This is a genomic window from Aminobacterium mobile DSM 12262, from assembly GCF_000526395.1.
GTDB lineage: Bacteria > Synergistota > Synergistia > Synergistales > Aminobacteriaceae > Aminobacterium > Aminobacterium mobile.
In genome coordinates, this window is the sequence record NZ_JAFZ01000001.1 from 1 (window position 1) to 26,626 (window position 26,626).

Sequence of the window (26,626 nt, forward strand, 5' to 3'; positions counted from 1 at the left end):
CTATTTCGATACTTCCTATAAGGGATGGAAACTCAGCTATCGCATTTCCACCGTATGTGCCGTACATTATTTCGATACTTCCTATAAGGGATGGAAACTTGACTCCCCGCCTGCCATATATCCTATATCACTTGAATTTCGATACTTCCTATAAGGGATGGAAACCGAAATCCACGATGCTGATGGCAACAAGATTGCAATGCTTTTTATGCTTCCTATAAGGGATGGAAACAGGCGTAGTGCAATAAATTTACCAGTGCCATCTTTTGATTTCGATACTTCCTATAAGGGATGGAAACTCGTGTACTACTTCGGTGTTTCGTAGCCGCTTCGTTCTTTTTATGCTTCCTATAAGGGATGGAAACGTTTACCGTCTCTCAAGGCGGAGTAGGAGGATTTCTCTTTTTATGCTTCCTATAAGGGATGGAAACCAGGCAGCATAAGCTTGAACCATGGACGGGCCGGACTTTTTATGCTTCCTATAAGGGATGGAAACATCCCAGAGAGTACTTCCTCTTCCTGCCGTTCTGTTCTTTTTATGCTTCCTATAAGGGATGGAAACCTGTTGTATAGCTATGGATGGTAGTTGCAATGGCTTGCTTTTCTTGCTTTCCCTGTTGAAACATTAAAACAGACCCCTAGGGTGCTGGCTGCCCCTCTCTTGATTTTCGATTCGGCGACGGTCTCCGGTAGCCTAGTTGCTATGGTGGCGTTAAAAGACCCTGATGGGGCAATTCTTGTGGTGCCCTTGCGACTTAATAAGAGGCCGGAAGGGTATGTAGTTAACGAGATTTCTAGTGTTTACGGAAGAAAGCAGCATGGCACTCAGAAGCCGAACAATCAGTGGTTTATTAATCAAGCAGAAGAAGGTCGGTTACGTTACATAGACACAAAAAAGCTCCGCCAGGCTCGATGCAGCCGGGCTATACTTGCCCGGTGAAGGAGCCCCGCGGGGCTTAGAGGGCTGTCAGCCCTCTAATAGAATTGTAAAGACAGAAGCTGACCTTGTCAAACTAAAATAACAATTCCCATTCTTTTATCAAGGTAAAGCTCATGGCTCTACGTCTTTTAGCTCCAGAGATACTGTAATCAGACTGTTCCAGACAGCGAAGAGGCCCTCTCCCCTACTTACATGGCGAGTAGCCACAGCTAAAACAGTAGGCGCATCCGGAAATCATTTCCATGGGGCTACCACACTCAGGGCAGCGTAAATCATGTTTTTCCTCCAGGTGTCCCTCTTTTTCAATAAGCTTCTCAAGCAACATGGCTATAGCGTCGGGAATAGACCTGGCAATGTGGGTATCATCGTAATCGAATACCCAGTATTCCTTTCCCGATAGCCCTTTCAATGTAGCAATAAAGTCTTCCAGTTTGCCCCCGCTGCGCAAACCAATGGATATGGCGCGAGAGAGAGCTTCTGTCATAGCATTGAGCTCCGATCCGCTTTTACCTATAGTGGCAAAAACCTCAAAAGGCTCGCAACCATCAAAGTTGAGGGTAACGTACATGCTTCCCCATGGCGTTTTCTGCTTTATAGTTTTGCCAAAAACAATAAGACCCGGCCGCTTCTTTACTTTACTGGTATGAGTTTTTTCCTCTGCCTTTCTCTCTATCTCTTCTTTTTTCTTCACTTCGATAGGTTGGGCAGAACGGGATCCATCTCTATAAATAGTAATTCCCTTGGCACCCATTTGATAGCACATGGCGTACACACGTTTTACGTCATCCACGGTAGCAGAGTTGGGAAGGTTCACAGTTTTACTAATTCCACTATCGATGTACCGAGCAAAAATACCTGTTACCGCCACATGCTCATCAGTAGAAATATCGTAGGCTGTAACGTAAATAGGGTTAGAAAGAGCTCCTGTTTGTTGAAGTTCTTCCTGTTGTTCTTCATCTAGCAGTTTATGGCAGAATTGCCGAAGCTCATGGCCAGATCCATCAGTCTTCATTATGCGCCGTGTCCATGACCATGCAAAGTTAGGTTCGATTCCCGAACTTGTATCTACAAGCATAGAAATAGAACCGGTAGGAGCAATGCTTAGACGACGACTATTTCGAATGTTGCCTGAAGCCAGAGCTTTTAAAAGGTTTTTCACCTTCTGGATCCGCTCTTCTTCACTCCCCATAGCATCATAGGTCAACACGCTTTCCAGAGCATTGACCAGTGTATAAGGGATGATTTCCGTTGCTCGCATGGTGGCTATCAGAGCGTAAAGATCCTCCTCGTCAACACGGGCGAACCATTCTTCTGAGAAAAGGTCTTCTCCTTCCGTTTCTCCCTTAAAAAGTTTAAAAAGTTTTTCTACTAAATGACTTTCGTCAAAGGGAGTTTTATTGGCTGACGATACGAGTTCTTCAGTAGCGCACAATGCAGCGGCAGCTAAACTTTCTCCCAGAGATGTGCAGTACAAGTTAAAACTCTCGCTTCCATAACGCATACCCAGCATAATAGCAGCATCGGCAAGCCCCATAATACCAAGGCCCACTGGGCGGATTTTTTTTGTCCGCTCCTCTATTCGTTTCAATGGGTAGGAACAGGCGTCGATCACAAGATCAAGATAATACATAGACCGATATACCTGATCCACAAATGCTTCCATATCAAAGAAAGGCAAGCCTCCCTTTGCTGTTACAAAAGATTCCACGTTGATGGAACCCAAGTTGCAGCTTGTGTAGTTAGGCAAAGGCTGTTCACCGCAAGGGTTTGTCGATTCGATACGCCATTCTTTATCAAGTTTTAGAAGGTTATCAGCATTGGCACGATCAATAAAGAAAACGCCAGGATCTCCCCTTCTCCAAGCGCTTTCACAGAGCTTATCCCACAATTCTCTGGCTGGGAGCGTACGGACTACGCTCCCATTAATACGAGAAAGGAGGGGAAAATCTCCATCGTCATGTACAGCTTCAATAAGGCGATCAGAGACACAAACAGAAATATTGAAGTAAGAGAGCTTCCCTTCCTCAACCTTGGCATCAATAAAATCCATAATATCAGGGTGATTATCGTAGAGCATCCCCATAAGGGCAGCTCTTCGCCGTCCTCCCTGCACAACCACCGACCCCATGGTGTTCCATGTCTCCATAAAGGAGATGGGGCCACTGGCTTGCCCTCCCGTTCCGCCATTTATATCGGCGCCTCTTTCTCTGAGGTTGCCGAAGTTTCCCCCTACTCCACCTCCGAATTTGCTTATGATGCTGGCGTCTTTCACAGAGTCAAAGATCCCCTCTATGCTGTCTGGGATGTTGATGACAAAGCAGGCGAAAAGCTGTTGATTTTTCGTTTTCGCCTCTAAGAGAGTCGCATAGTCTTCGAATGTCATTTCCGTTGGAGATTTGTAAATCCGTTCTGCCAATTCCGGCACAATAGTCATTCCCGCACCAGCACTGAAAAGACACGGCGAGTTAAAAAGAAAACACCTGTTGAGAATATCGTTGAAGATGTTCATTTCAAGAATTTGGAGCCACGGAAGACTCTGAGGATCGTTTTTCTCAAGGTAAAGGGTTTCGGCACTAGCTATGATACGTGATATGCGCCGAGCAAATTCCTCGAAAGATCGTTCTTGACGGGTTCCCCCCTCTTCTTCATCGTATCGCTGAATAAAATACCTTTGGGAAAGAAGCCACATGGCATTTTCAGACAGTCGAAGTTCGGCGGGATGTTCCAAAACATCCAGGTCGATATGGTGGTTGAAGCGTTCGCGGAACAGTTTGATCATCTCTCTCGACCTCTTTTCGTTGAAATACCCTATATATAGGGCCATTACTATAATATGACGCTAACTTGAAAGATACCACTATGTTTTATTGGGCCTTTCTATCTCTTTTTTATGGGCGGTAAAACCTATGTAAAAAAGAATATGCTCTTTAGGGTAAAATGATATTATAGATGAAATTGCTGAAGATAATACTGCTATATATTCCACGGAGGTGTTAAGTAGTGGGCACATACAACTTCGATGCAATTATTGATCGACACCATACGTCCTGTGAAAAATGGGATTTTATGACGAAGAAATTTGGCCGTGACGATCTTCTGGCCATGTGGGTTGCAGATATGGATTTTACAGCTCCTCCTGAGGTTACGGAGGTATTAAAAAATCGAGTTGATCATGGAATTTTCGGCTATACAGGGAAAAGTGACAATTATTTTCGATCCATTGTAGAGTGGGTTGAGAAACGACACAAGTGGGAAATAGAAGCGGAATGGATTCGCCATTCTCCGGGAGTTGTTCCTGCCCTTTCCATGGCTGTTCTTGCCTTTACGAAGCCAGGAGATGGAATTATCGTGCAACCTCCTGTGTACCCCCCTTTCTTTAGCGCTGCTAGCGGGCGTGGACGCCATATTATAGAGAATCCATTAGTAGAGCGACATGGCCGTTTCGAAATGGATTTTGAAGATCTTGAGAAAAAAATAGATTCTTCCGTGAAAATGATTTTCCTTTGCAGCCCTCACAACCCTGTAGGAAGGGTTTGGACCAAAGAGGAGCTCACGAAGCTTGGAGAAATTTGTCTTCGCCACAATTTGATTGTGGTTTCTGACGAGATTCACTCAGATATTATTTACAAGGGCTTTCACCATATTCCCATGGCATCTCTTTCCCCGGAGATCGCTTCCAGAACTATTACTTGCATAGCCCCGAGCAAGACTTTCAATATTGCGGGGCTTTCTACATCGGCAGTAATTATTCCAGATCCTCAAATTCGGGATGCCTATACTTCTGTTTTAAACTTCCTTCACATTGATGGAGGGAACCTTTTTGGCACCTTTGCCCTAGAAGCTGCTTATAGGAAAGGGGAGCCGTGGCTTCTTGCTTTGCTAGAGTATTTGGAAGGAAACGTGAATTTTATTGAAAAATATCTAACTGAAAATCTTCCCGACATTAAACTTGTACGGCCTGAAGGAACATATGTCCCATTCCTTGATTGCAGAGGACTTGGCCTTTCTGGTGAAGATCTTTTCAATCTTATGATTAACAAAGCGCGAGTGGCCATGAACAATGGAGCTTGGTTTGGCACGGGAGGGGAAGGCTTTATGAGAATGAATATCGCCACACCCCGGGCCTTGATCAAAGAAGGCCTTGACAGAATATCCCGAGCTGTTGCCTGTATTGAAAAATAGTTTATGCGCGTAAAAGAACGGGGCCATTCTTTCCAGAACAGCCCCGTTCTTTGTTTCTAACTACGTTTTTATTTCGTTCTTTCCTTCAGTGGTTTCCCTAAGTTTTTTCGAATATAAGGGCAGTAAAGAGCTGCTACAGGATTATGCCCAAGCTTTCGGTCTTTTACCACTAAGGTCGTCGCAGGGGCTACAGAATGGCGATAAAAAACAGAGTCGTGGCCTACGCAAAGGCCTAAAACAATATTAAGTTCGCTTCCCGATTCGTTTAAAACCCTGGCTTGCTCTGCAGGATTGCAGGAGATCGTGCCCACCCACGGCTTCAGCTTCGCACCTACACTCTCTTTAGGAAGAGAGCCAACTTTACAGCAAACGGAACAAAGCTCAAACTCCTTTTCAATAATTGAGGCAAGGAGAGTTGCTTCTTCAGAAAATCCAACGCAAAAGGCGAGGCCAAGTTTTTTAAATCTCATGCGTCTGGCAAACTCCAATGTTTCATCAACTCGACAGGCTTCTCCATAAAAGAGGGCTTCTATTTCAGAAGACACCGCAACGAGACGACGATCAAGATCGTTTTCATACAGGGGCAGACTCTCCTTGGTTTCGCAAGGGTCCCCTTTCTGACAAGGGTGGGCAAGGCACTTATGACACTGCATTTTTAGCTGAAACCTCCTCTTTGTAGCGGTTTGAAATGAAATTAATAATGATACGATCCACGTTTTTCATGCCCTCCACATTAATAGCGGCAGCATTTTCCACGGTTTTTTCAATGGTTTCATCTACAACTCCTTGAGGGCCATCTAGTTCATGCCCCTCTAATACCATCATTGCAGCACAATAGGCTTCATACGCCCCTGTCCCAACTTTGAGAGCACACGTGTCTTTGGCTCCATCGCAAATCATGCCAACAAGGTTGCTTACGAGAATCGCCATGGCTTTTTCTGCCTTGCATATATCTTGAGACAAAAGGTAGGCTATGCCGGCCGCTGCTCCAGCACCGGCTGCTACACTACACCCACATATGGGACTCAAGCGCCCCATGCGGCTTTTTATAAAGCTTGTGGAAAGATGGCTTAAAACTATAGCACGAGCTATTTCTTCCCTGTTTTTTTGATAATATTTCCCCACTATGGCTACTGGCAAAATAGCGGTAATACCATGATTGCCACTTCCAGCGCTGCTCATAACGGGAAGAGCTGCTCCAGACATTCTGGCATCCGATGCAGCTGCAGAAATAGCTTTTATTCTATCGCCAAGGGTTCGGGAATCATTGCTGTCGCCAACAAGTTTCATTACAGTTTTTCCTACTCCGAGCCCTGTTTTTCGCGTTGGATCAAGCCCCAGCATGGCAATTTCCATGTTCATGCGTACGCCTTCCATAACATACTCTATGTCTTCTTCGTCTATGTCGTTAATAAGACGTGCGAGATCACGGTAGGCCATTATCTTAATTTGGTCGGAAATATTTTTTACATCACTCTTGTTCTTTTCGGAAATTCCCTGCAGTTCATACCGAGATTTGCCATCGAGGGTAACTTGAACAATATTTGTATGACTTCCTTCAATTACGCACTCTGATATATGTTGGTCCGTGGTTACTACAGCCTTAACATAAACGCCATTCTTGTTCATATCAGGTAGAACTTTAATTCTACCTTGATCTATACATTTTTGTGCCTGTTGCACAGCCTCTCTCGAACAATCTTTTAATACTTCAAGGCCATACTCGGCATTGCCGCAAACAGAAGATAAAGCAGCCGCAATTACATTCCCTTTTAACCCTTGTGTGCCAGGAATGCTTACAGCTATGCCATTTTTGTAGATACTGCCACTTACTGTAACCTCAACAAACCTCACACTCTCATTCCCTATTTCCTGACGCGCCCGGGCCACAGCCAAAGCCACAGCACCGGGCTCGGTACACCCAAGAGCTGGTGTAACTTCAGAGCGCAAAAACTCTTTCACTGAAAACATGTTTTATGCCCCCTTTACTTCATATTTATATTTATATTTATCTTTATCTTCTTAATTTTAAATCAAGAAGCACTTTCTCGCAGACACAAAATGTTAAAAATCTACTCTCTGTGAAGTAACGATGGAGCAACCATTTTCTGAGGGCATACCCACCTCTCAAACTCCTCTGTCGTTACATATCCAAGTTGCAACGCCGCTTCTTTTAATGACGTCCCCTCTTTATGAGCTTTCTTGGCAATTTCTGCCGCCTTATCATAACCAATATGGGGTGTAAGAGCTGTAACAAGCATCAGAGAGTTCTGAAGGTACATATCAATGCGTTTCTGGCATGGTTTTAAGCCACAGGCGCAATGCTCCTCAAAGGAGTTCATTGCATCGGCAAGGAGGCGACATGACTGTAAGAAATTATAGATAATGACAGGCATAAATACATTCAGCTCAAAATTTCCCTGACTGGCGGCAAAACCAATAGCACTGTCGTTGCCCATTATCTGTACAGCTACCATGGTTACAGCTTCGCATTGGGTGGGATTCACTTTTCCGGGCATAATAGAGCTACCCGGCTCATTAGCGGGGATGGTTATCTCCCCCAGACCGCAGCGAGGACCAGAGGCCAACCAGCGAATATCGTTGGCTATCTTCATGAGATCAGCCGCTAAGGATTTGAGTGCGCCATGTGCAAACACGAGTTCGTCTTTACTTGTAAGAGAATGAAATTTATTTTCTGCCGTACAAAAGGATTTCCCTGTGAGAAAACTTATATGTTCAGCCACGCAAGAAGCGAAATCTGGATGGCTATTCAGGCCAGTACCAACGGCTGTTCCTCCAAGGGCCAAATCTTTCAACATGTTGGATCCATTAAGAATCATGGCTCCGCAACGTTCAAGCATCCTCACCCATCCACTTACTTCCTGCCCCAGAGTAAGAGGTGTAGCATCTTGTAAATGAGTTCTCCCCACTTTCACAATATGCTGGAACTCTGCCGATTTTTTCGAAAGTGTTTCATGGAGGCGGCGAAGAGCCGGCAAAACGTTGTCTTCTATGGCAAGAACAGCCGCTATATGCATAGCCGTGGGGAACGTATCGTTAGAACTTTGAGAACAATTAACGTGATCGTTAGGATGAACAACTGGGGAATTGCCGGTAATTTCATTCGCTCGATGAGCAAGAACTTCGTTCACGTTCATATTTGTTTGGGTGCCGCTGCCCGTTTGCCATACTACAAGAGGGAAATGTTCCTGAAGTTTACCTTCTAAGGCTTCGTCAGCCGCTTGCACGATGGCGTTACTTCTTTCCTTATCAAGGAGCTCTAGGTTGCAGTTCACAACAGCCGCAGCTTTTTTAAGAATAAAAAATGCTTTCAGAATGTCGTAAGGCATTGTTTCAGTGCCAATTTTAAAATTTTCAAGGCTCCTTTGCGTCTGGGCTCCCCACTTTTTATCTGCTGGGACTTGTACTTCTCCTAGAGAGTCTCGCTCCACCCGATATTCCATTCCATATTCCTCCCCCAAAAAAAATGGGGGCATCTTATAAAGATGTCCCCACATAAATATATGTCTCCTGCCTTTATTTCTGGCAGGCGATAAGCTCCATTTCTACCTGACCGCCAAGGGGCAGCGCTGCCACCTGAACGCAGGAACGAGCTGGTTTATCGCCAGGGAAATATTCGGCATAGACTTCATTCACCGCAGAGAAGTTAGCCATATCAGTAAGGAAAATGGTTGTCTTCACCACGTCATCAAAAGAAAGACCCGCTTCCTTCAACACAGCAGAGAGATTCTTCATCACCTGATGGAACTGATTTTTAATGTCACCTTCCACAAGCTTTCCTACTGCCGGATTCACTGGTAACTGCCCTGACGCAAACAAGAAACCATTCACCAAAACAGCCTGAGAATAAGGTCCTACAGCTTTAGGAGCTGTCGGCGATGCAATTATTTTTTTCATTTCATATCGTCCTTTCCGAATAAAATTAACCGCTAAAGCGGTCGTCGGCCTTCACGTTTTCTGGAGAAATGTCTTGCTTTTCCAGCCATCCTGACCGAAATTCTCTGCCAAAAATATCAAACTCTGGCACAAAAGGTTTAATATCAAGAAGAGGGGTCCCATCAAGAATATCCACATCTTCTATAATAAGCTTACCCTGTTGAATAGCCACAAGGCGAACAACAGAAAGCCCGATCTGGTTAGGGCGACGAGGGGCTCTGGTGGCAAAAACACCGTGATGCTCGACGTCCATAAACGGCTTGACTGTCAGATCAAAGCCTTCTGAAAGATGAAACCAGTATAAAAGGTAAATGTGGGAAAAGCCTTCGAGGCCCTGAAGACCTTTTTCAAATTCTGGAAGCACTTCCACACTTCCACGAATACCTCGGGCACCGGCTGGCTGGATAGGCATTCCTTTCCTCTGTCTAAAAGGGGATCGGATAATCCCAATACTTTGCAGCTTATATTCCAAACCCATAGCTTCCCCTCCAATATCTTTTTAATTTCATTATATCTCACAGTCGATAAAAAAACTTTTTTGACGGAATAAATTTCTTCGCTAGAATAGAACTATGTGGAAAAATTATCCGTTTCCTGATGAAGAATGGTTCGATAATGAAAAAAAGAAGTCATCCAGGTTCCCGAAATATTTTCGAGATATTCTGCCGAAAGCATGGGGATTATGGTTGTTGTTGTTTGTTGCTCTTCTCGCTTCTCTTGCTCTCCCCTCTTTCGCTCGTTTTTATACAGATTATCTTTGGTTTAAATCTCTGGGACATGGTTCCATATTCTGGACGATGCTCCTTCCCAAATGGGCTCTTTTTATACTATCAGCTCTCGTCTCTTTCTCGTTTCTTTTCCTGAATTTTCGAATAGCTCGTCACAATACGTTACAGCTTATAACTGCAGATTCCCCTTTCGGGAATGTTCCCAAAAAGTTTACTTCTGTTGTGGTTCTCTCTGCATCCGGTTTTTTAGCTATACTCAACGGTCTTTCCACTCAGAGGTACTGGGACATGATCCTCCGTTATCTCCATAGCAGCTCTTTTGGTTCTGTAGATCCTATCTTCGGGAAGGAAATGGCTTTTTACATTTATAAACTTCCTTTCTTAAGCTTCCTACAAAACTGGTTTATGGGACTTCTTATTCTGGCTCTTGTTGGTGCGGGCTTTATGTATTCTTTTGTCATCGCTCCAATTGTTATGGGGCAACATAACCCAGTTCCACGTACAATTTTTAAACATCTATCCCTTTTGGTAGCAACTATAGCCCTCCTTTGGGGTGCCGGTTTTTGGCTCGAACGGTTCAATCTTCTCTATTCTCCCCGGGGCGTGGCTTTCGGAGCCAGCTATACCGATATACATGCCGAGCTGTTGGCTTTGAACGTTATGTGGGTTCTGGCCATTATCGTGGCTCTGCTTTTAGCGGTAGGGCACTACAAGAAAACGTGGAAATTCTCCTTAGGGATTATTGGCCTTTTGTTTGCCTCCTCTCTCCTTCTGCGAGGCGTGTACCCTGGCATTATCCAAAAGTACGTTGTAGAGCCCAATGAATTTGACAAAGAACGACCATATATAGAGTACAACATAGACGCAACATTAAAAGCTTATAAACTAGATTCGCTGGAAACAGTCTCTGTGGTTCCAGAATCAGAAGTTACATGGCCTATGATAGATAAAAACAAAGAGACAATTCAGAACGTGCGTTTATGGGACTACGACCCTCTTCTCAGGAGTTTTAAACAGCTTCAGGAAATTCGATCTTACTATGATTTTATTGACGTGGATATCGACCGATATACTTTTGATGGCGATTATCGTCAGGTTATGGTTGCTGCGAGAGAACTAGATTTTAAAAACCTTCAGAACCCCACATGGGTGAACCAGCGTGTAGAGTTTACACATGGCTACGGAATTGTAATGAATCCGGTTAACGAAGTGGGGCGCAGTGGACTTCCTGCGCTCTGGATTGAAAACATTCCACCTCATATAGCAGTTCCCATAGAACTAAATCGTCCTCAAATTTATTACGGAGAGAAACCTAGCTCCTATGTTTTTGTTAAAACTACGGAAAAAGAATTCGACTACCCTATTGGGGATTCTAATGCGAGAACGACCTACGAAGGAAGTGGGGGCGTTTCTATTGGCAACTTTGCCAGACGGCTCCTCTTTGCTCTGCGTTTTGGAGACTCTAAAATTCTTTTTACAAACTTTTTTACTTCTGAAAGCCGCGTGCTTTACTACCGAAACATACAGGAACGACTGCAACGGTTAGCTCCTTTCCTTTTCTATGATGAGGACCCCTATCTCGTTATTCATGAGGGGCATCTTGTATGGATGCAAGACGCCTATACAGTAACTGATCGGTATCCCTACGCAGAGCCTGTCCTTATTGGCTCCGGAGAAAGGCAACGTAACGTTAAAATCAACTACATTCGCAATAGTGTAAAAGCCACAGTCGATGCATATGACGGGACCGTCCATTTTTATATTTCAGACGAGAAGGATCCTTTAATTAAAACATGGGCTCAAATTTTCCCAGGCCTTTTCCAGCCTATGAGCTACATGCCTGAAGGCCTGAAAAAACATATTCGATACCCTAAAGACCTTTTTTCTGTGCAAAGTGAGATATTAAAAATCTACCACATGCAAGACCCTAATACTTTCTATAACAAAGAAGATGTATGGCAAACATATAAAGGCAGTGGGAATAAAGAAGAACTTGGGGCTTTTTATGTCATTATGAAGATAGAGGAAGATCAATCTGCAGAATTCGCCCTCATCACACCTTTTACCCCCGTCGGTCGCGACAACATGATCGCATGGATGGCGGGAAGATGTGATGGTGACCGTTATGGAGAACTTTTTGTTTACACGTTCCCAAAGCAAAAACTGATCTATGGGCCCGCTCAAGTGGAAGCCCTTACAAACCAGCACCCAGATATCTCTGCCCAGCTTTCTTTGTGGAGCCAAAGAGGCTCTGATGTTATAAAAGGTAATATTATTGTTATTCCAATAGAGAAAGCCGTTCTTTACGTTCAGCCTCTCTATCTCAAAGCCGAAAATAGTGATTTGCCGGAACTGAAACGAGTTATTGTTTCCACCGGAGGGCGAGTTGTATGGGCAGAACGTCTTGACGAAGCCCTGGAAAAGCTTTTAGGGAAACGAGAAGGGGTAGCAGTTCCATCAAAGGTTGTCTCGCCAGAAAGACCTGCGGATGTAACGAAACCTGCTGAAGAAATAGATACTACACAAAAACAACGGATACGAATAATGATAGAAGAAGCACAAAAGACTTGGGAAACAGCACAGGAAGCCCTTCGTCTCGGAGACTGGGCCCAATATGGAGAAGCTATGAAGCATCTTGAAACGTTACTTCAGTCGTTGTATCGTTCTACACAAGAGTAAGAATCAGATTTTTCACGTAGCTTAAAACGAGAAGAGTTACCTTCCAGGAGTTTTGTCTTATCTGTGGCTCCATACACAAGTAAACGTAAAAGACAAATAATATCTTTTATTTTAGCTCCTACGGATAAAAAAAGGGGAACGGGCCGCCTTAAAAAAGCGGCCCGTTTTGGTGCGCCTGTGGTGTTTGGTGTTATACGAATGATATTAGCGTTATGCTTCAGATTCTTTCGGTTTCAAATATCCCTGTTTATCGTAATCATACTCATCGAGGGCCTTCGAAACAACCTTCGCCAAACCGAGAACGGCGATAAGGTTGGGGATAACCATCAAACCATTGAAGGTATCTGCCAATTCCCATACAAGATCCACTTTCAAGGTAGAGCCAAGTACGATAAAAATCATGACCAGAATTCGATAGGGGGTAAGGCCCTTTAACCCAAAGAGGTAGCGGATATTAGCCTCACCAAAGAAGTACCACCCGATAACAGTGGAGAAAGCAAAGAAGAAAAGGCAAATAGCCACAAAAGTGTTGCCAAAACCCCCAAAAGCCTTTGTAAAAGCACCCTGAGTAAGAGCAATACCAGTTGTCTGCCCATCAAGAGAACCTGTTACAAAAATAACGAAAGCGGTAATGTTCAAAACGATGAATGTATCAATAAAAACACCAATAATAGCCATAAGCCCCTGCTCTGCAGGATGATCAACTTTAGCTACAGCGTGAGCGTGGGGAGTAGATCCCATACCAGCCTCGTTAGAGAAGAGGCCTCGAGCTACGCCATAACGCATGGCTTCCTTAACTGTAGCTCCAATAAGTCCACCTGTAGCAGCTCTTGGATTAAAGGCTCCGACAAATATCATCTTGAAGGCAGGAATAATCATATCGATGTTCATAACAAGAACGACGACTCCACCAATAATATAAAGGAGAGCCATGAGGGGCACTACTTTTTCTGTAAAAGATGCGATTCGGCTAATGCCGCCGAAGAAAATAAGGCCTGCAAGAAGAGCCAAACCAATGCCTACATAAAGACTGGGCATATTGAATGCCGTCTGGAACGCATCACTAATGGAGTTGGACTGTACCATATTGCCAATAAAACCGAGGGCAATAATTATGGCAACAGAGAAAAATACGGCAAGTCCTCTGCTTCCAAAACCCTTATGAATGTAATAAGCTGGGCCACCTACAACCTGCCCATCCACATCTCGTTCTTTATATATCTGGGCAAGGACAGCCTCTGCAAAAATCGTGCTCATGCCAAAGAAAGCGCTGATCCACATCCAGAAAATAGCGCCAGGTCCACCAGATGCTATAGCCGTAGCAGCTCCTGCGAGGTTACCTGTTCCAACTTGAGCTGCAATTGCCGTGGCCAGAGACTGGAAAGAAGACATTCCTTCCTTCCCGGCTTTCTCTCCAAAGAGAGTTATTCCACCAAAGGCATGGCGACAAGCATCTCCAAACTTCCGTAACTGCACAAACTTCAGTCGAAACGTAAAATAAATTCCAGTACCGCAAAGGAGGAAAATAAGGACGTAACTCCACAGAATACCATTAATACCTTGAACAATATCAATGAGCTCCATAAAAAAACCCCCTTGGTCTTGTAATATAAAAACAAAAAAGCCCCCTTTCTTTGTTAGATTATGTTATGAGATGAACAAAGTCAACGATATAAAAAGAAGTTTAAATATAAAAATATGTTTATTTATAGACAATTATATACACAACAAAAAGGGGACACCTTAAGGTGTCCCCTTCACATTACATCTGGAGCGGTACTGTTTTCTTAACGTGACGGTTAGATTTCCCCTATCAGTTTCAGGACGGCTTGAGCTATAACGGCAGAACCTACGTATGTTCCAATAAAAACAACAAATGAAACCACAATGATTCTCCAGCCCGTTTTTTTCAACATTCCCAGGTCTTTGCCAAGCGAAATACCCGCATATGCCAGAATAGGTGTTGTAAGGGCCAAGAAATTAACTTTCTGAACCCAAGCAGAAAGAAGAGCGGATCCTGGAAACCCCGGGTATGTCAAGATACAACCGATGGTAACAATATAAGCCACTGAAGGGATGCGGACTGGAATAAATTTTGCGCATAGTACTCCAGCCATACAAATGGCCACTAAAGCCAACATTCCTGGGACAGCACTTAAAAGAGGTGTGTTTGCCCCTACAAAATTCCCTATAAGGGTCATAACTGCAACAATAAGAAGCACCATAAAGACTTCAATAGATTTCATGAATTACACCCCCTTATACTTAGGTTCTTCCGGAAACTCTCCGTATTTTATTTTGTACGTTTTCTTGTAGAGCCATTCGGAGAGGGGCAGAGCCATCCATAGAGACATGTAAATACCATCAAGGCCAGAAAGCATATTGCTCGCCGCACCAAGAGCCTGGATTTTATCGGCAATCTCGGGGTACATAGCGCTGAGAGAACCTACAGATGCTGTCATCATGCTAGCGCTCCCAACACCAGAAGCCATACCTAAAGCCAAGGGATGGAATATATTAAGAGCCGCAGTAACAGTAGCCATGAGACCGTAAAAAATAGTTCCAAAGACTGTTCCGCAAATATAAACTCCCATCACACCCTGTCCCTCAGGGGTGTCAAGCCCGTAAATATCGCCAATCAAAGCTACGTTAGGCTCTCGAGATACAGAGTGAGCTGCCCCAATCGTCTCTCGCTTCAGGCCGAGGAAAACAGCCACAGGAACTCCTACTAAAACTGTTCCCAAGTTTCCAAACTCCTGCAAAATAAGGGCAGGGCTTGTCTTGAGAATCATGGGTAGGTTCGGTCCGACAAGGGTGCCATATCGTGCCATAAGAAGCATAAGGGTAACCCCAATGAGACTCCCTGCATCTACCATGTCTTTCTGATTAGCCAATTTCAAAAACTTCGGCCCTAATAGGGCCCCCGCCATAAGAGCATAAAGCATCGGAAGAAGGACGATGGTGCCAATCCCTACCTTAAAAGAGTGAATTCCGATCCATTCTGCCATTACCACTAGGACGAGTACTAATGCGTGAATTTTCCAGTTGCGGATCGCATCCCACACGTTTCACCACTCCTTTCACATATTGAAGTAACGCTCCAGAGTTTGAAGATATTCTTCCCGTGTCATGAGAGGACGGTGAGCCTTAAGCAATTCCCGTCCCTTTTCTGCTCCGTTGTATAGTAGGTCAATAACAGTTGTCGCCATAACTTTCGCTGGAAGAAGCACTGCCGCTTCATAATCCACAACTCTAAAATCTCCTGAATGAAGGGCTCCAGTAACTCCTCCGAAATAAGGATGAATAGCAGGCATAATATGGCAGAGATCTCCCATATCCGTGGATCCGTCAAAATGAGGAGCTACCACAATGTTCTCCTGAGGCACGAATTTCGCTGCATTTGTGGCAAATATGTCGTTCATGTTTTTTGAGCACGCGAGAGGGAGGTATCCTGGGATCGTAACAATTTCGGTCTTGGCTCCTACTGCATCGCCTCCAGAGCGAAAAGCCCGATCAAACTTCGTATGGGTGCCATTGATCGCATCCATGGACCTTCCTCGTACGTAAGCTTCAAGACGAACATCAGCAGGCACTGAATTTACAGTATCGCCCCCTTTAGTGATAATAAAATGGACTCGGACATGATCATCATCTCGAAAAGTTTCTCTCATAGCGTGCATGGCATTAATACCAAGCACCGCTGCATTAAGTGCGTTAATTCCCTCATGAGGAGCAGCGGCAGCATGAGTAGCCTTGCCAATGTAGTGAATGGTTTTGGCAATAAATCCGTTCCCAGTCTCACCAATAAGAAAAGTTGGATGAGGCATATTCGTTCCGGCATGAGCCATCATAGCCATATCTATATCGTCAAAAGCTCCTTGATACACTAATTCCTGCTTACCTCCAAGGAAATGGATTTCGCCTTTTTTGCGACGTTCCATCCGTTCTTCAATTTCAATGAACTCTTCTGCAGGAACTCCCATAAAGCAGACTGAACCATCCAGCTCTTTCCCCGCGCCAGCACATGTTAGTCCTATAGCGGCGCCAAGCATGGTTCCTATTTGCAGATTATGGCCACAGGCGTGAGCTGCTCTCGTCTCTTTTACCACTTGAGGATGATCTGGACTAATAACCCCATCGAGCTCTCCAAGGACCGCCACTGTAGGACCTGAGCTCTTCCCTTCCAGACGCGCTTTGACTCCGGTTATTGCCAACCCCGTCTCCACAGGAAGTCCAAGCTCTTTCAGAAACGCGGCTACCCTGGAAGAGGTACGGATTTCCTTAAAACCCAGCTCTGCATGGGCACCTATCTCTTGAACAAGAGAGAGAAGATCTTCTTTCCTATCGTCGATACTCTGACATACTTGATTTTTAAGGTCTTGTATACTCATATTCTTAACACCCCCTACTGAAGTTGATAGTTCGTATTGTTTTGTTATTATATCTTGTTTTGTTATTATATCTTGTTTTATTCTCAAATATGCTCAATAACTTTTCCTAGCATTATTCTGAGTATCCTCGTACAATAATCCTGTTCATTTTATGGAAGTTGGTGGATGTCCTTTTGAAAAAGTTTTTCTTTTGCATAAGTAGCATAGTATTTTTACTGCTGCTTCTCCTCTTCTGGAAAGGATCTTTTAGGAAAAACCCCTATAGTTCCAGAGAAAGTTACGCATTAGGGACCCTTATACGAATTCAAGCGCAGGGAGAGAACGCCCCTCAAGCTCTCGATGCGGCTCTTCAACGAATTGCTGAAATCGAAGACCATATGTCTCTCCATTCTTCTTCCTCCGATATTGCTTGCGTGAATCAGAAGGCAGGAATAGAACCTGTAGTTGTTCATAATGACACTTTTTTCGTAATGGAACAAGCTTTAAAATATGCACAGAAAAGTTCGGGATATTTTGATCCTACTATTGGCCCCATTGTGGATCTTTGGGGTATCGGAACCAACAAGGAAAAACTACCAACAGAGAAAGAGATCGCCCAAAGGCTTCCATTGGTAAATTATGCTCGTTCTGTCATTAATAAAGAAACGAAATCTATTATGCTTCTACAGAAAGGACAAATGCTGGATCTTGGCGGCATCGCAAAGGGATATGCTGCAGATGAAGTGGCTCAAATTTTTAGGGGAAAGGGAATTAAAAGCGCTCTCATCGATCTGGGCGGGAATATATATGCGTACGGGACCAAAGCTGACGGAACCTTGTGGAACATTGGCATTCAAGACCCCTTAGAACCTCGAGGAACACCCTTAGGGATCGTAAAAGTTTCTAATTGTTCCGTAGTAACATCAGGCAATTACGAACGTTTTTTTGAAGTAGAGGGGAAACGGTATCATCATATATTTGATCCTCATAGCGGCTATCCTGCCGTATCTGGGTTACTAAGTGCCACTATTGTATCTCAGAGATCAATTGACGGAGATGCTCTCTCTACAACTCTCTACATTTTAGGTAAAGAGGAAGGGCTCGCTTTTATAGAACACATCCCTGGCGTTGAAGCCCTTGTCGTTACGGAAGAGAAGAAAATTTATGCCACATCAGGGATGTCTAAGATGTTTCGTCTTATCAAGGGAAAGGGTTACATATATGAAGAAGGGGAATAAATTTATAACGATACTCTTGGTGATACTCATCGCAGGAAGTCTCCTCGTGAGTTTCGCATATAAAACATGTGAAGGGACGGGAAAAACAGTGGCTGTCATAGAGGTAGACGGGCACATCGTAAGGGAAGTAGCTCTTGATGATGTTACTGCCCCGGAAGAGTGGCCTCTCTATGGAGAAAACACATATAATGTAATTAGGATAGAGCGTGGTCGAATTCGCTTTCTTGACGCCAACTGCCCTCATAAACAGTGTATTCGATCTGGGTGGTTATCCCAGCCTGGAGAGACGGCTGTTTGTCTGCCTCATAAGACAAGTATCAAGATTATCGGACGCAGGGGCCGCTACAAAGGGCCTGATGCCATTTCTCATTAAGGAAGGGGGCTTTGCGATACATGTACAGCAAGAAACATCTGAAAGCTATGATTATAATGGCTTTGCTTGTAGGTCTCGCCCTTTCCATTCATGTGGCAGAAGCCCAGATACCTCTCATTTTCCCAGGCGTTAAGCTGGGACTGGCAAATATTATCACTCTTGTAGCTCTTCGACTCTACGGATGGAAAGAAGCTCTCACCGTCACCCTCCTCCGTATTGGTCTTTCCGCTTTCTTCAGTGGAAATATGATCGCCTTTCTGTGCAGTTTTACAGGAGGGGTATTGAGCTGCCTCCTTATGATTGAGCTTGATAGACACTTCAAAGATTCAATAACGCTCCCCTACCTTAGTATCGCGGGAGCAGTAACCCATAATATAGGACAGCTACTTGTTATTATTGCATTAATACAAAACTTTTATGTCATCTTCTATTTGCCTGTGTTAATTTTATCAGGGGCAATTACAGGCTATTCTACAGGCTTTCTTGCCTCTCTTTTGAGCGAACGGCTTAAGAGGGTACCTCAAATGCGCCTTTAAAGAAGGGCCATCCTTAACACTGGACAGCCCTTCTTATAGTTGACATTATGTGGCAATACATATAGGTACTGCCGCAAAGCATACCCCTACCCGAAAGGGCAATCCCTTTATTTTATTATTCCAATATGGCTTCAAGAACCTGTTTACGACTAAAACCTTCAAGGCGAAGATAAAAATCGGCCACATCGAGGAGTGCCTGCATAGGTGTAAGGCCAATAATCTCGCTGCCTACTATATTCACCCCGTAGCGAGCAGCCTCAGATTTCACCGTCTCAAAAACTCTATGGAGAGGCGTCCCCTCGTAGTTAGTCATGTTAATAGAAACTTGGGCAATTCCACGCTCTTCCAACATAACGCCCATAGCACGGCAATATTTATAGCCTCCCTTTGCTTCCCTGATAGTCTGGGCGATTCTCTTGGCTATGGCCAAATCACCTGTTGAAAGGTTAATGTTGAAAGCAATAAGGAAGGGGCGAGCCCCTACAACTGTGGCACCTGCCGTAGGATGCATGACCTGAGGCCCTTCGTCAGGAGCTCGTTCTGGTGTCTTTATAAGCTCTTTAAGTCCTTCATATTGTCCTTCTCGCACTTTAGGAAGGGATCTCATTTGAGGACGTTTTGCGGCTTCCTCATAAAAATAGACAGGAATATTCAACTTTTCTCCTATATCTTTCCCCAGGGAATGAGCGAGCTCCACACATTCTTCCATAGTTACGTTAGCCACTGGAATGAAGGGGATAACATCTGTAGCGCCAATGCGGGGATGTTCACCATGATGTTTCTCCATATCGATGAGCTCAGCTGCCTTGGAACAACAAGCAAAAGCTGCTTTTTTAACAGATTCAGGATCACCTACGAACGTAAGAACTGTTCTGTTATGGTCTGGATCTGAAGAGTAATCAAGAACCTTAACTCCAGGAACGCCACGAGCGGCATCAACAATGGCTTCCACTACATCTCCTCGTCTGCCTTCGCTGAAGTTAGGAACACACTCTACAAGTTTTTTGCTCATATTCACACGTCCCTTCTTTTGATGAATAAATGAAAGGCCGGCATCGCCTCAATTGCCGTACCGGCCTTCGACATCCTCTATGAGAAGTCTATTTGGTCAGATAGTTGATAAACCAGACAATGTTAGGCAACCCTACAAGGTCAATGAGCACTGCCCCGCAAAGAGGCACAATGAGGAACGCTTTGTGAGACATAACTTTATAGCGCTCACAAACAGCGCCCATGTTAGCAACAGCATTAGGAGTGGCGCCCAGGCCATGCCCCATAAAGCCTGCACACATAACGGCAGCATCATAATCCTTGCCCAATAGGGGGAAAAGGAGGAAGGCCCCCAAGAGGAAAATGGCAACAGTCTGTAAGGCGAGAATAATAATTAAAGGAACGGCAAGATCGTAAAGTTCCCAAATGCGAAGGCTCATCATGGCCATGGTCAAAAAGAGTCCCAGAGAGACGTCAGATATAAGATCTATCGCTTTGCTTCGAATCTTTACTAAAGGGAAATGATCATTTATGTTACGGAATACCACTGCAACGAACATGGCACCTACATAACCGGGGAGGCTGAAATTATACCATTCTTTAATTTTACCTGATAGGAAGCTGCCTAAAGCCATCATTACGAGGACAAGTGCTAGCATTTTCAAGAAGTCGAAACTTGAAAAAAGCTTTTCTTCCTCTTCAGTATCTTGAGCTGTAGGCTGAATATAAATCTCTTCCTTACTGGCTTTTATATCTACGTTATGACGATCTATAAGCCATTTGGCAAGAGGGCCACCCAAAAGGCCACCCGCAATGAGTCCGTAGGTTGCCGCAGCAATAGCCACAACTTTTGCACCAGCCACACCTAATTCTTCAGCCATGGGACCAAAAGCAGCTGCTGCACCATGCCCTCCTTCCAGAGAAACAGCCCCAGCCATAATGCCCAAAGCCGGATGGATTCCCAACATTTTAGCAAGACCCGCACCGAAAGCATTCTGAAAAACAGCCAGTCCCCAACAAAAAACCAGATAGACGATAAGAGCTTTCCCTCCCTTTTTAAGGAGGCCGAAACTACCTCCAATACCGACAGTGGTAAAAAAGGCGATCATCATAGGTGATTGAAGGGCCGTGTTGAACTTAAGAGCGCCGCCTCCCTGGTGGTGAAGTACTAATGCGATAAGAGACATGAGGACGCCTCCTATGACGGGAGCAGGGATACAAAAAACCTCGAAGAAGCGGATTCGTCGTCGCAGTCCGTACCCAATCATAAGTAAAATAGCGGCAAGAGCTGTAGTCCAGACCCCATCAAGGCTGATAGTAAAAATATTGTTAGCCACTTCAAAAGACATAAAATTCCCTCCTTATCTGATGGAACTACGCATTGCTCTCCTCAACTGTCTTCAGACTTTGCAAGATTGCAAAGTCCCTTTGACATGAGGCTTCAAAAGTTACAATTTGAAAATATTGGCTCGTTCCAATTTAAGCGGATTCTCAATGTCTTTCTCCACGTCTATAGTCTTCAGTTCACCTCCCTCGACAATTTTTTCCCCCCCTATATAGAGGTCCACAAGTTTTTCTCCATCAAGAACCTTAAAATCCGCAGCGGCTTGAGGTTCTAAAACGCCAATTTTAAAATCATGAAAATCAAAAGGAAGATATCCAAGCTTTTTCGATTCTTCGTAAGAAACCGCCGGATTTATTTTTTTCAGATAGGCAATTTCTCTTTCTATTGAAAGGTCATCGTTGCTCGCCTCTCCGTCAGTACCGACATAGACCGGAATCCCCCGGCGGAGAAAGGCTTTCAGATCTGCTCGGCCCGCTTTGACCCTATCGTTCATTCTCGGATTTAAAACAACGTTCATACCACTTTGAGCTATGAGATCTTTTTCTTCTTCGCTTGTCCAGATACAATCAGAAAGGATAAGATGACTTAAAGAAGCCACTTTCCCCTCCTGATAGAGGCGATAAAGCACATCTACAGGCCTGCCTCCAAACTGTTCTTCGCTTAAACGCACGTCCCCCTCATCTTCAGAAAGGTGAAGCTGCACTTTCCTTCCCTCCTGATACCCAAGATTAATGCAGTGGATCATAGCGTCCAAAGTATTCGCATGGAAACTATGGAGAGAAGGAGCCACTATAACACGAGGATCGTTCCATGCCTCAACTTCTTTTTGAAGGGCTTTATAATTTCGTTCTGCCCCATCTATAGTTTCAAAATAAGAGTGCTGAGATTCCCTCTTTTCCGGGTAGGCTGTCTGAGAAATTACATCATAGTGCATCCTCCCAAAGTAAAGGCGTATTCCTACATCTCGCGCCGCTCGAAGCACCTCTCTGTCCAGTTCATTTCCTCGCCGATTGTGGCAATAGAAAGAAACCATCACAGATGTAATTCCATAAGAAACCATGCGAGAAAAGGCTCTGGCGCAGGCTAGATAGACGAGTCTTGGGGTCAGAGAGACGCTGTATCGATAGATAGTATGTCGACACCATGTAGCTAAATCCCACGTTGGATCTACCATCTCCACATAAACAGATTGCTCTGGGTGAGAATGGGCATTAAAATCTCCCGGAGCTATTCTGAAAGAGCCATAATCAACCTTGGCTTCAGAAGGAAAATCAAGATTATTCCACTCTCCTGCCGCAAGGAATTCCTTAAAAAGGCCCTTGTCTCTATCGATAATGGCGATCTTCAGTTCTTCCTCATTTTCAACGACAAAAGTTCCCTTTATAGCAAGTTCTTTCCCAACCAATATATTTTCACCTCCGAGGTGTCCGCTTTCTCTAATAAATCTATCTACAGGCGATTTTCAAAATAAGATAGACAATGAACTATATTTACGCGCAAGGAACGGGTCAAGAAAAGTTGGTAAGTAGAAGTAGAAGTAGAAGTAGAAGTAGAAGTAGAAGTAGAAATTACAATCGAAGCTGAAGTTACCGTTAATAATGTAGAAAAACAAATTTTTATAAACAGTTATTAGATTTTACTATATATAAAGAGGGCTGTCTGAAAAGACAGCCCTCTTTATATATTTATCTTTTATTTTTGCCCTTAAATAACTATCCCGCCATCTCCTCACCTTTTACAAGGTTCTGCACAGAAATAGCCCCAACCGGACACTTCATAGCGCATGAGGTACATCCTGTACAGAGATCGGGATCGATGACAGGAAGATTATCTTTCATTGTAATAGCCTGGGCGGGACAGACCTTAGAGCAGAGACCACAGCCAATACACCCTGCATCACATATTTTTTTCACCCCTACCCCTTTTTGGGTAGAGTTGCAAGTAACTCGCACTGCCAAAGCCGCCGGGATGAGAGAAATCACGTTTCTTGGACAAACAGCCACGCAGGCTCCACATCCTGTACATCGGTCTTCGTCCACCTTAGCGACCCCATCCTCCATATACATAGCATCAAAGGGGCACGCCTTTACGCAGCTTCCAAAACCAAGGCAGCCATTTTTACAGGCTTTCGTACCACCACCTGGAACAATCGTCGCCTTTCGGCAATCAAGCACTCCCTCATAAAGAGAGATTTCCCTTGCTTTCTCCCTTGATCCAGCACATCGCACAAAAGCCACGCGTCGCACGAAAGGGCCTACTTCAACCCCTAGAATAGCGGCAATTTTACGAGCTACTTCGGCACCTCCAGCATTACAACGATCAGGAGAAGCCTGGCCAGAAGCCACAGCGCTCGCATATGCGTCGCATCCAGCATAGCCACAACCACCACAATTGGCTCCTGGCAAAATATCTCGAATTTGAGCCACTTTAGGGTCAATTTGAACTGCAAATTTTCTCGCTGCAAAACCAAGCAACAATCCAAAAAAGAGACCTAATCCTCCAAGACTTATGGCGGGATAAACTATCGCATCCAACATTCCACGTTCCCTCCTAAATCAAACCGCTGAACCCTAAAAAAGCGATGGACATAAGAGCCGCCGTAATAAGACTAATGGGCAGCCCTCGCAAAGCTTCGGGCATGTTCGTATTATTCTCCATTCTCTCTCGTAATCCTGCCATTAAAACAATAGCAAGCAAGTAGCCGAGAGAAGCGCCTAGAGCATGAACTATCGACTGCATTAAACTATAGCCTTCGTTCATATTAATTACGGCCACACCAAGAACAGCACAGTTTGTCGTAATCAAGGGAAGGTAGATGCCCAAAGCCCAGTAGAGCGCCCTCCACTTTTTCCGAATGACCATTTCTACAAACTGAACCAATGCTGCAATCACGAGAATAAAGGCTAACGTGGAAAGATACGTAATATTCAGAGGCACAAGGATTAAATTATACACAATCCATGTCATAATGGAAGAAAGTGTGATGACAAAAACGACAGCCAATCCCATGCCCACAGCAGTACTTACGCTATTGGAGACTCCAAGAAACGAGCAAATTCCAAGGAATCGAGACAATAGAATGTTATGAACAAGAAGAGCGTCTATAAAAATAGCAAAAAAACTCATTTTATTCTCCTATCCTTCCAGCCTTAGGCATCAGCAAAGTGGCTGATTCGTTCGTTGGCCTTTTTCTTCTTTATATTGACATGGTTAATAAGCGCCATGAGAATACCCAACACCAAGAAGCCGCCAGGAGCCAGAATAACAACGAGTGCTGGATTGAAGCTTGCTGGCATAACATGAAGGCCAAAAATAGTTCCTACCCCTAATAGCTCTCTAATAGACCCCAGAATAACAAGAGCTGCTGTAAAACCTAACCCCATTCCAATAGCGTCGAAAAGAGAAGACAGGACTCCATTTTTAGAGGCATAGGCTTCAGCACGGCCAAGAATAATGCAGTTGACCACAATCAAGGGAATAAAAATACCCAACGCTTTATTAAGGGAGGGAAGGAAGCCCTGCATGAAAAACTGGATCAACGTCACAAATGCGGCAATAATGATAATAAACGCAGGGATTCGGATTTCATCTGGGATAATTCGTTTCAAAGCAGAAATAACCAAATTTGATCCCATGAGGACCACAGTAGCAGCCAGTCCCATTCCTAAGCCATTTTCAGCACTGGATGTGACTGCGAGAGTTGGACAAATTCCAATAACCTGAACAAAAATAGGGTTGTTGGAAACAATGCCACTTTTAAGTCTTTCGAAAAGAGCTCCCATTATTTCCCGCCTCCTTTCAGGCTCGCATGGAAGAGAGCTACAGCCTGATTTACTGCTGAAGTTATTGCTTTGGACGTAATGGTGGCACCAGTCAAGGCTTGAATTTCTTCTTCTCTCGCCGGTGTATCTTTCACCACAGAAAGTTCAACTGCCGGTTTCCCCGCAAACTGGCCGGAAAAAGCAGGCTTCACAGATTCAGCCCCCAACCCTGGAGTTTCTCCATGGGATAGGATGCGAATTCCCTGAATGCGACCATCCATACTGATTCCTACCATAAGTTCTATAATGCCGCCATATCCCTTTGGTGTTACTTTAATGTCGTATCCAACTAATTCTTCCCCTTTGTAGCCACCGTTGACTTCGCGAATAAAACTATCTGATGGGAAAGATATGTCTACAGGACGGAAATCTTCCGCCATGGGAAGAGTGGCTCTCATCGCTTCTACTTTCTCTTTTTGCAGTTGACGGGCAATAGGTTCCCTTGTAACTTCATGAACCCAACCAAGGAGTATACCAGCAATGGCTGTAATAACGAAAAGGATCGTTCCAAGTTTCAGTATTTTTTTCACCTATCTCACCTCTCCAAAAATCCGGGGAATTGTAATTCTATCTATAAGAGGAACAAAGAGGTTCATAATGAGGATAGAATACGATACTCCCTCGGCATACCCGCCATAAAGACGGATAAGAGTAGTAAGAAGGCCACATCCCAAGGCAAAAATAACTTGACCTTTTTTCGTCATGGGAGAAGTGGTATAGTCCGTAGCCATAAAAATAGCTCCAAGCATAAGTCCGCCTAAACACATTTCATACAAAGGATTTCCGGACATAAACCCCTGCCGTCCAAGTATCAAGGTAAGAATCGAAACGGTACCTATATACACAATAGGAACATGCCAATTAATAACGTGACGATAGAGAAGATATGCTCCTCCAAGGAGAAGTGCCGCCACTGAAGTCTCACCAAGACAGCCTCCCACGTGCCCTACAAACACATCAAAGAGAGGGGGCAACACACTTACGCTCCCTTCTTTGAGAAGCGCCAAGGGAGTAGCAGTGGTAACCCCATCGATTGTCCATGTGGTCATAGCAACAGGCCATGACGCCAAGAGAACAGCCCTTGCAGCTAGGGCAGGGTTCACTATATTCTGACCAATGCCCCCGAAAAAATGCTTTACCACAATCATGGCAAAGACACCACCTATTGCGGGCAACCAAAGGGGGACAGAGGAAGGCAGGTTAAAGGCCAACAAAACGCCGGTAACTACGGCGCTCAGATCTCCAATAGTCTGAGGTCTCCCCAAAAGTTTTTGCCACAAGGCTTCTGAAAAAACGCAGGAAGCTACTGATACGGCAATAACCCATAAAGCATCTGCTCCAAAAAAATAAAATGCCGCCACAGCCGCAGGCGTTAAAGCAATAAGAACATCTCTCATAATGGTCTGAACAGTGTCAGAAGATCGCAAGTGAGGCGAAGATGAGACCATTAGTTTTTTTTCTGCCATG

24 protein-coding genes and 1 CRISPR repeat array are annotated in these 26,626 nt (G+C 44.4%); of the genes, 6 read left to right on the forward strand and 18 right to left on the reverse strand.

The window, feature by feature from the left end; genetic code table 11:
- The first annotated feature begins 2 nt into the window (after window positions 1–2).
- A CRISPR array of direct repeats spans window positions 3–562; the repeat unit is 30 nt; unit sequence CTTTTTATGCTTCCTATAAGGGATGGAAAC.
- A 24-nt stretch (window positions 563–586) separates the two neighbouring features.
- Entirely contained in the window at window positions 587–940 is a 354-nt protein-coding gene (locus tag K360_RS0100005) for a MuF-C-terminal domain-containing protein (protein ID WP_024821134.1), read from the forward strand.
- Between the two features lie 184 nt (window positions 941–1,124).
- Here K360_RS0100005 and K360_RS0100010 read toward each other — a convergent pair whose 3' ends face one another.
- Complete coding sequence (locus K360_RS0100010) at window positions 1,125–3,719, reverse strand: adenosylcobalamin-dependent ribonucleoside-diphosphate reductase (RefSeq protein WP_024821135.1); 2,595 nt, start codon at window positions 3,717–3,719, stop codon at window positions 1,125–1,127.
- Window positions 3,720–3,940: 221 nt separating this feature from the next.
- On the opposite strand from K360_RS0100010, the gene K360_RS0100015 reads away from it, so the two are divergent.
- Entirely contained in the window at window positions 3,941–5,122 is a 1,182-nt protein-coding gene (locus tag K360_RS0100015; protein WP_024821136.1) for a MalY/PatB family protein, read from the forward strand.
- A gap of 68 nt (window positions 5,123–5,190) precedes the next feature.
- Here the strand turns inward: K360_RS0100015 and K360_RS0100020 are convergent, their stop codons facing one another.
- The 5 genes from K360_RS0100020 to tsaA all read right to left on the reverse strand — a co-directional run bounded on the left by K360_RS0100020 (window position 5,191) and on the right by tsaA (window position 9,557).
- Window positions 5,191–5,775, reverse strand: coding sequence for a DUF1847 domain-containing protein (locus K360_RS0100020; protein WP_024821137.1), 585 nt, complete (start codon window positions 5,773–5,775; stop codon window positions 5,191–5,193).
- On the reverse strand, window positions 5,762–7,093 hold the full coding sequence (locus K360_RS0100025) for an L-cysteine desulfidase family protein (RefSeq protein ID WP_024821138.1): 1,332 nt from the start codon (window positions 7,091–7,093) through the stop codon (window positions 5,762–5,764). The genes K360_RS0100020 and K360_RS0100025 overlap by 14 nt, the downstream gene beginning before the upstream one ends.
- 101 nt (window positions 7,094–7,194) lie before the next feature.
- Complete coding sequence (gene fumC, locus K360_RS0100030; RefSeq protein ID WP_024821139.1) at window positions 7,195–8,586, reverse strand: class II fumarate hydratase; 1,392 nt, start codon at window positions 8,584–8,586, stop codon at window positions 7,195–7,197.
- A 73-nt stretch (window positions 8,587–8,659) separates the two neighbouring features.
- The gene (locus K360_RS0100035; protein ID WP_024821140.1) at window positions 8,660–9,040 is read right to left on the reverse strand and encodes a RidA family protein; all 381 of its coding nucleotides are present in this window, start codon (window positions 9,038–9,040) and stop codon (window positions 8,660–8,662) included.
- 25 nt (window positions 9,041–9,065) lie between these two features.
- The gene (tsaA, locus tag K360_RS0100040; RefSeq protein WP_034326124.1) at window positions 9,066–9,557 is read right to left on the reverse strand and encodes a tRNA (N6-threonylcarbamoyladenosine(37)-N6)-methyltransferase TrmO; all 492 of its coding nucleotides are present in this window, start codon (window positions 9,555–9,557) and stop codon (window positions 9,066–9,068) included.
- Between the two features lie 208 nt (window positions 9,558–9,765).
- Here tsaA and K360_RS0100045 point away from each other — a divergent pair, with 208 nt between their 5' ends.
- A complete protein-coding gene (locus K360_RS0100045) occupies window positions 9,766–12,486 on the forward strand; it encodes a UPF0182 family membrane protein (protein ID WP_245587063.1) in 2,721 nt (906 codons plus the stop codon).
- Between the two features lie 210 nt (window positions 12,487–12,696).
- Here the strand turns inward: K360_RS0100045 and K360_RS0100050 are convergent, their stop codons facing one another.
- From K360_RS0100050 to K360_RS0100065, 4 genes are all read right to left on the reverse strand, one after another.
- Window positions 12,697–14,070 (reverse strand): alanine/glycine:cation symporter family protein, encoded by a 1,374-nt coding sequence (locus tag K360_RS0100050; protein ID WP_024821143.1) that lies wholly within the window; start codon window positions 14,068–14,070, stop codon window positions 12,697–12,699.
- Window positions 14,071–14,285: 215 nt separating this feature from the next.
- Window positions 14,286–14,732, reverse strand: coding sequence for a hypothetical protein (locus K360_RS0100055; RefSeq protein WP_024821144.1), 447 nt, complete (start codon window positions 14,730–14,732; stop codon window positions 14,286–14,288).
- Window positions 14,733–14,735: 3 nt separating this feature from the next.
- Window positions 14,736–15,551, reverse strand: coding sequence for a DUF3100 domain-containing protein (locus K360_RS0100060; RefSeq protein WP_034326127.1), 816 nt, complete (start codon window positions 15,549–15,551; stop codon window positions 14,736–14,738).
- Between the two features lie 15 nt (window positions 15,552–15,566).
- Window positions 15,567–16,877, reverse strand: coding sequence for an amidohydrolase (locus K360_RS0100065; protein WP_024821146.1), 1,311 nt, complete (start codon window positions 16,875–16,877; stop codon window positions 15,567–15,569).
- 173 nt (window positions 16,878–17,050) lie between these two features.
- Here K360_RS0100065 and K360_RS0100070 point away from each other — a divergent pair, with 173 nt between their 5' ends.
- From K360_RS0100070 to K360_RS0100080, 3 genes are read left to right on the forward strand one after another with little or no spacing between them, the layout of a single operon-like run.
- The gene (locus tag K360_RS0100070; protein ID WP_024821147.1) at window positions 17,051–18,094 is read left to right on the forward strand and encodes an FAD:protein FMN transferase; all 1,044 of its coding nucleotides are present in this window, start codon (window positions 17,051–17,053) and stop codon (window positions 18,092–18,094) included.
- A complete protein-coding gene (locus K360_RS0100075; RefSeq protein WP_024821148.1) occupies window positions 18,078–18,467 on the forward strand; it encodes a NusG domain II-containing protein in 390 nt (129 codons plus the stop codon). Before K360_RS0100070 ends, K360_RS0100075 begins: the two co-directional genes overlap by 17 nt.
- A 20-nt stretch (window positions 18,468–18,487) precedes the next feature.
- On the forward strand, window positions 18,488–19,003 hold the full coding sequence (locus tag K360_RS0100080; RefSeq protein WP_024821149.1) for a Gx transporter family protein: 516 nt from the start codon (window positions 18,488–18,490) through the stop codon (window positions 19,001–19,003).
- Between the two features lie 115 nt (window positions 19,004–19,118).
- Here K360_RS0100080 and ftcD read toward each other — a convergent pair whose 3' ends face one another.
- The 8 genes from ftcD to K360_RS0100120 form a co-directional block, all read right to left on the reverse strand.
- Complete coding sequence (gene ftcD, locus K360_RS0100085) at window positions 19,119–20,015, reverse strand: glutamate formimidoyltransferase (RefSeq protein ID WP_024821150.1); 897 nt, start codon at window positions 20,013–20,015, stop codon at window positions 19,119–19,121.
- Window positions 20,016–20,103: 88 nt separating this feature from the next.
- The gene (gene gltS, locus K360_RS0100090) at window positions 20,104–21,342 is read right to left on the reverse strand and encodes a sodium/glutamate symporter (protein WP_034326130.1); all 1,239 of its coding nucleotides are present in this window, start codon (window positions 21,340–21,342) and stop codon (window positions 20,104–20,106) included.
- 99 nt (window positions 21,343–21,441) lie between these two features.
- Window positions 21,442–22,743, reverse strand: a complete 1,302-nt coding sequence (locus K360_RS0100095) for an amidohydrolase family protein (RefSeq protein WP_024821152.1) — start codon at window positions 22,741–22,743, stop codon at window positions 21,442–21,444.
- 307 nt (window positions 22,744–23,050) lie between these two features.
- Complete coding sequence (locus K360_RS0100100; RefSeq protein ID WP_034326133.1) at window positions 23,051–23,875, reverse strand: RnfABCDGE type electron transport complex subunit B; 825 nt, start codon at window positions 23,873–23,875, stop codon at window positions 23,051–23,053.
- 13 nt (window positions 23,876–23,888) lie between these two features.
- Window positions 23,889–24,464, reverse strand: a complete 576-nt coding sequence (locus K360_RS0100105) for an electron transport complex protein RnfA (RefSeq protein WP_024821154.1) — start codon at window positions 24,462–24,464, stop codon at window positions 23,889–23,891.
- A gap of 23 nt (window positions 24,465–24,487) precedes the next feature.
- A complete protein-coding gene (rsxE, locus tag K360_RS0100110; protein WP_034326136.1) occupies window positions 24,488–25,120 on the reverse strand; it encodes an electron transport complex subunit RsxE in 633 nt (210 codons plus the stop codon).
- Window positions 25,120–25,689, reverse strand: a complete 570-nt coding sequence (locus tag K360_RS0100115; protein WP_024821156.1) for an RnfABCDGE type electron transport complex subunit G — start codon at window positions 25,687–25,689, stop codon at window positions 25,120–25,122. The genes rsxE and K360_RS0100115 overlap by 1 nt, the downstream gene beginning before the upstream one ends.
- A complete protein-coding gene (locus tag K360_RS0100120; protein ID WP_024821157.1) occupies window positions 25,690–26,625 on the reverse strand; it encodes an RnfABCDGE type electron transport complex subunit D in 936 nt (311 codons plus the stop codon).
- Between the last annotated feature and the right edge of the window lies 1 nt (window position 26,626).

Coding starts and splice junctions, on each gene's coding strand:
- ftcD (WP_024821150.1), bottom strand. CDS start 20,015: ATGAGCAAAAAACTTGTAGAGTGTGTTCCTAACTTCAGCGAAGGCAGA.
- K360_RS0100020 (WP_024821137.1), bottom strand. CDS start 5,775: ATGCAGTGTCATAAGTGCCTTGCCCACCCTTGTCAGAAAGGGGACCCT.
- K360_RS0100065 (WP_024821146.1), bottom strand. CDS start 16,877: ATGAGTATACAAGACCTTAAAAATCAAGTATGTCAGAGTATCGACGAT.
- K360_RS0100025 (WP_024821138.1), bottom strand. CDS start 7,093: ATGTTTTCAGTGAAAGAGTTTTTGCGCTCTGAAGTTACACCAGCTCTT.
- K360_RS0100105 (WP_024821154.1), bottom strand. CDS start 24,464: ATGAGTTTTTTTGCTATTTTTATAGACGCTCTTCTTGTTCATAACATT.
- K360_RS0100050 (WP_024821143.1), bottom strand. CDS start 14,070: ATGGAGCTCATTGATATTGTTCAAGGTATTAATGGTATTCTGTGGAGT.
- K360_RS0100055 (WP_024821144.1), bottom strand. CDS start 14,732: ATGAAATCTATTGAAGTCTTTATGGTGCTTCTTATTGTTGCAGTTATG.
- gltS (WP_034326130.1), bottom strand. CDS start 21,342: ATGTCTTTTGAAGTGGCTAACAATATTTTTACTATCAGCCTTGATGGG.
- K360_RS0100120 (WP_024821157.1), bottom strand. CDS start 26,625: ATGGCAGAAAAAAAACTAATGGTCTCATCTTCGCCTCACTTGCGATCT.
- K360_RS0100010 (WP_024821135.1), bottom strand. CDS start 3,719: ATGATCAAACTGTTCCGCGAACGCTTCAACCACCATATCGACCTGGAT.
- K360_RS0100080 (WP_024821149.1), top strand. CDS start 18,488: ATGTACAGCAAGAAACATCTGAAAGCTATGATTATAATGGCTTTGCTT.
- rsxE (WP_034326136.1), bottom strand. CDS start 25,120: ATGGGAGCTCTTTTCGAAAGACTTAAAAGTGGCATTGTTTCCAACAAC.
- K360_RS0100075 (WP_024821148.1), top strand. CDS start 18,078: ATGAAGAAGGGGAATAAATTTATAACGATACTCTTGGTGATACTCATC.
- K360_RS0100100 (WP_034326133.1), bottom strand. CDS start 23,875: ATGTTGGATGCGATAGTTTATCCCGCCATAAGTCTTGGAGGATTAGGT.
- tsaA (WP_034326124.1), bottom strand. CDS start 9,557: ATGGGTTTGGAATATAAGCTGCAAAGTATTGGGATTATCCGATCCCCT.
- K360_RS0100035 (WP_024821140.1), bottom strand. CDS start 9,040: ATGAAAAAAATAATTGCATCGCCGACAGCTCCTAAAGCTGTAGGACCT.
- fumC (WP_024821139.1), bottom strand. CDS start 8,586: ATGGAATATCGGGTGGAGCGAGACTCTCTAGGAGAAGTACAAGTCCCA.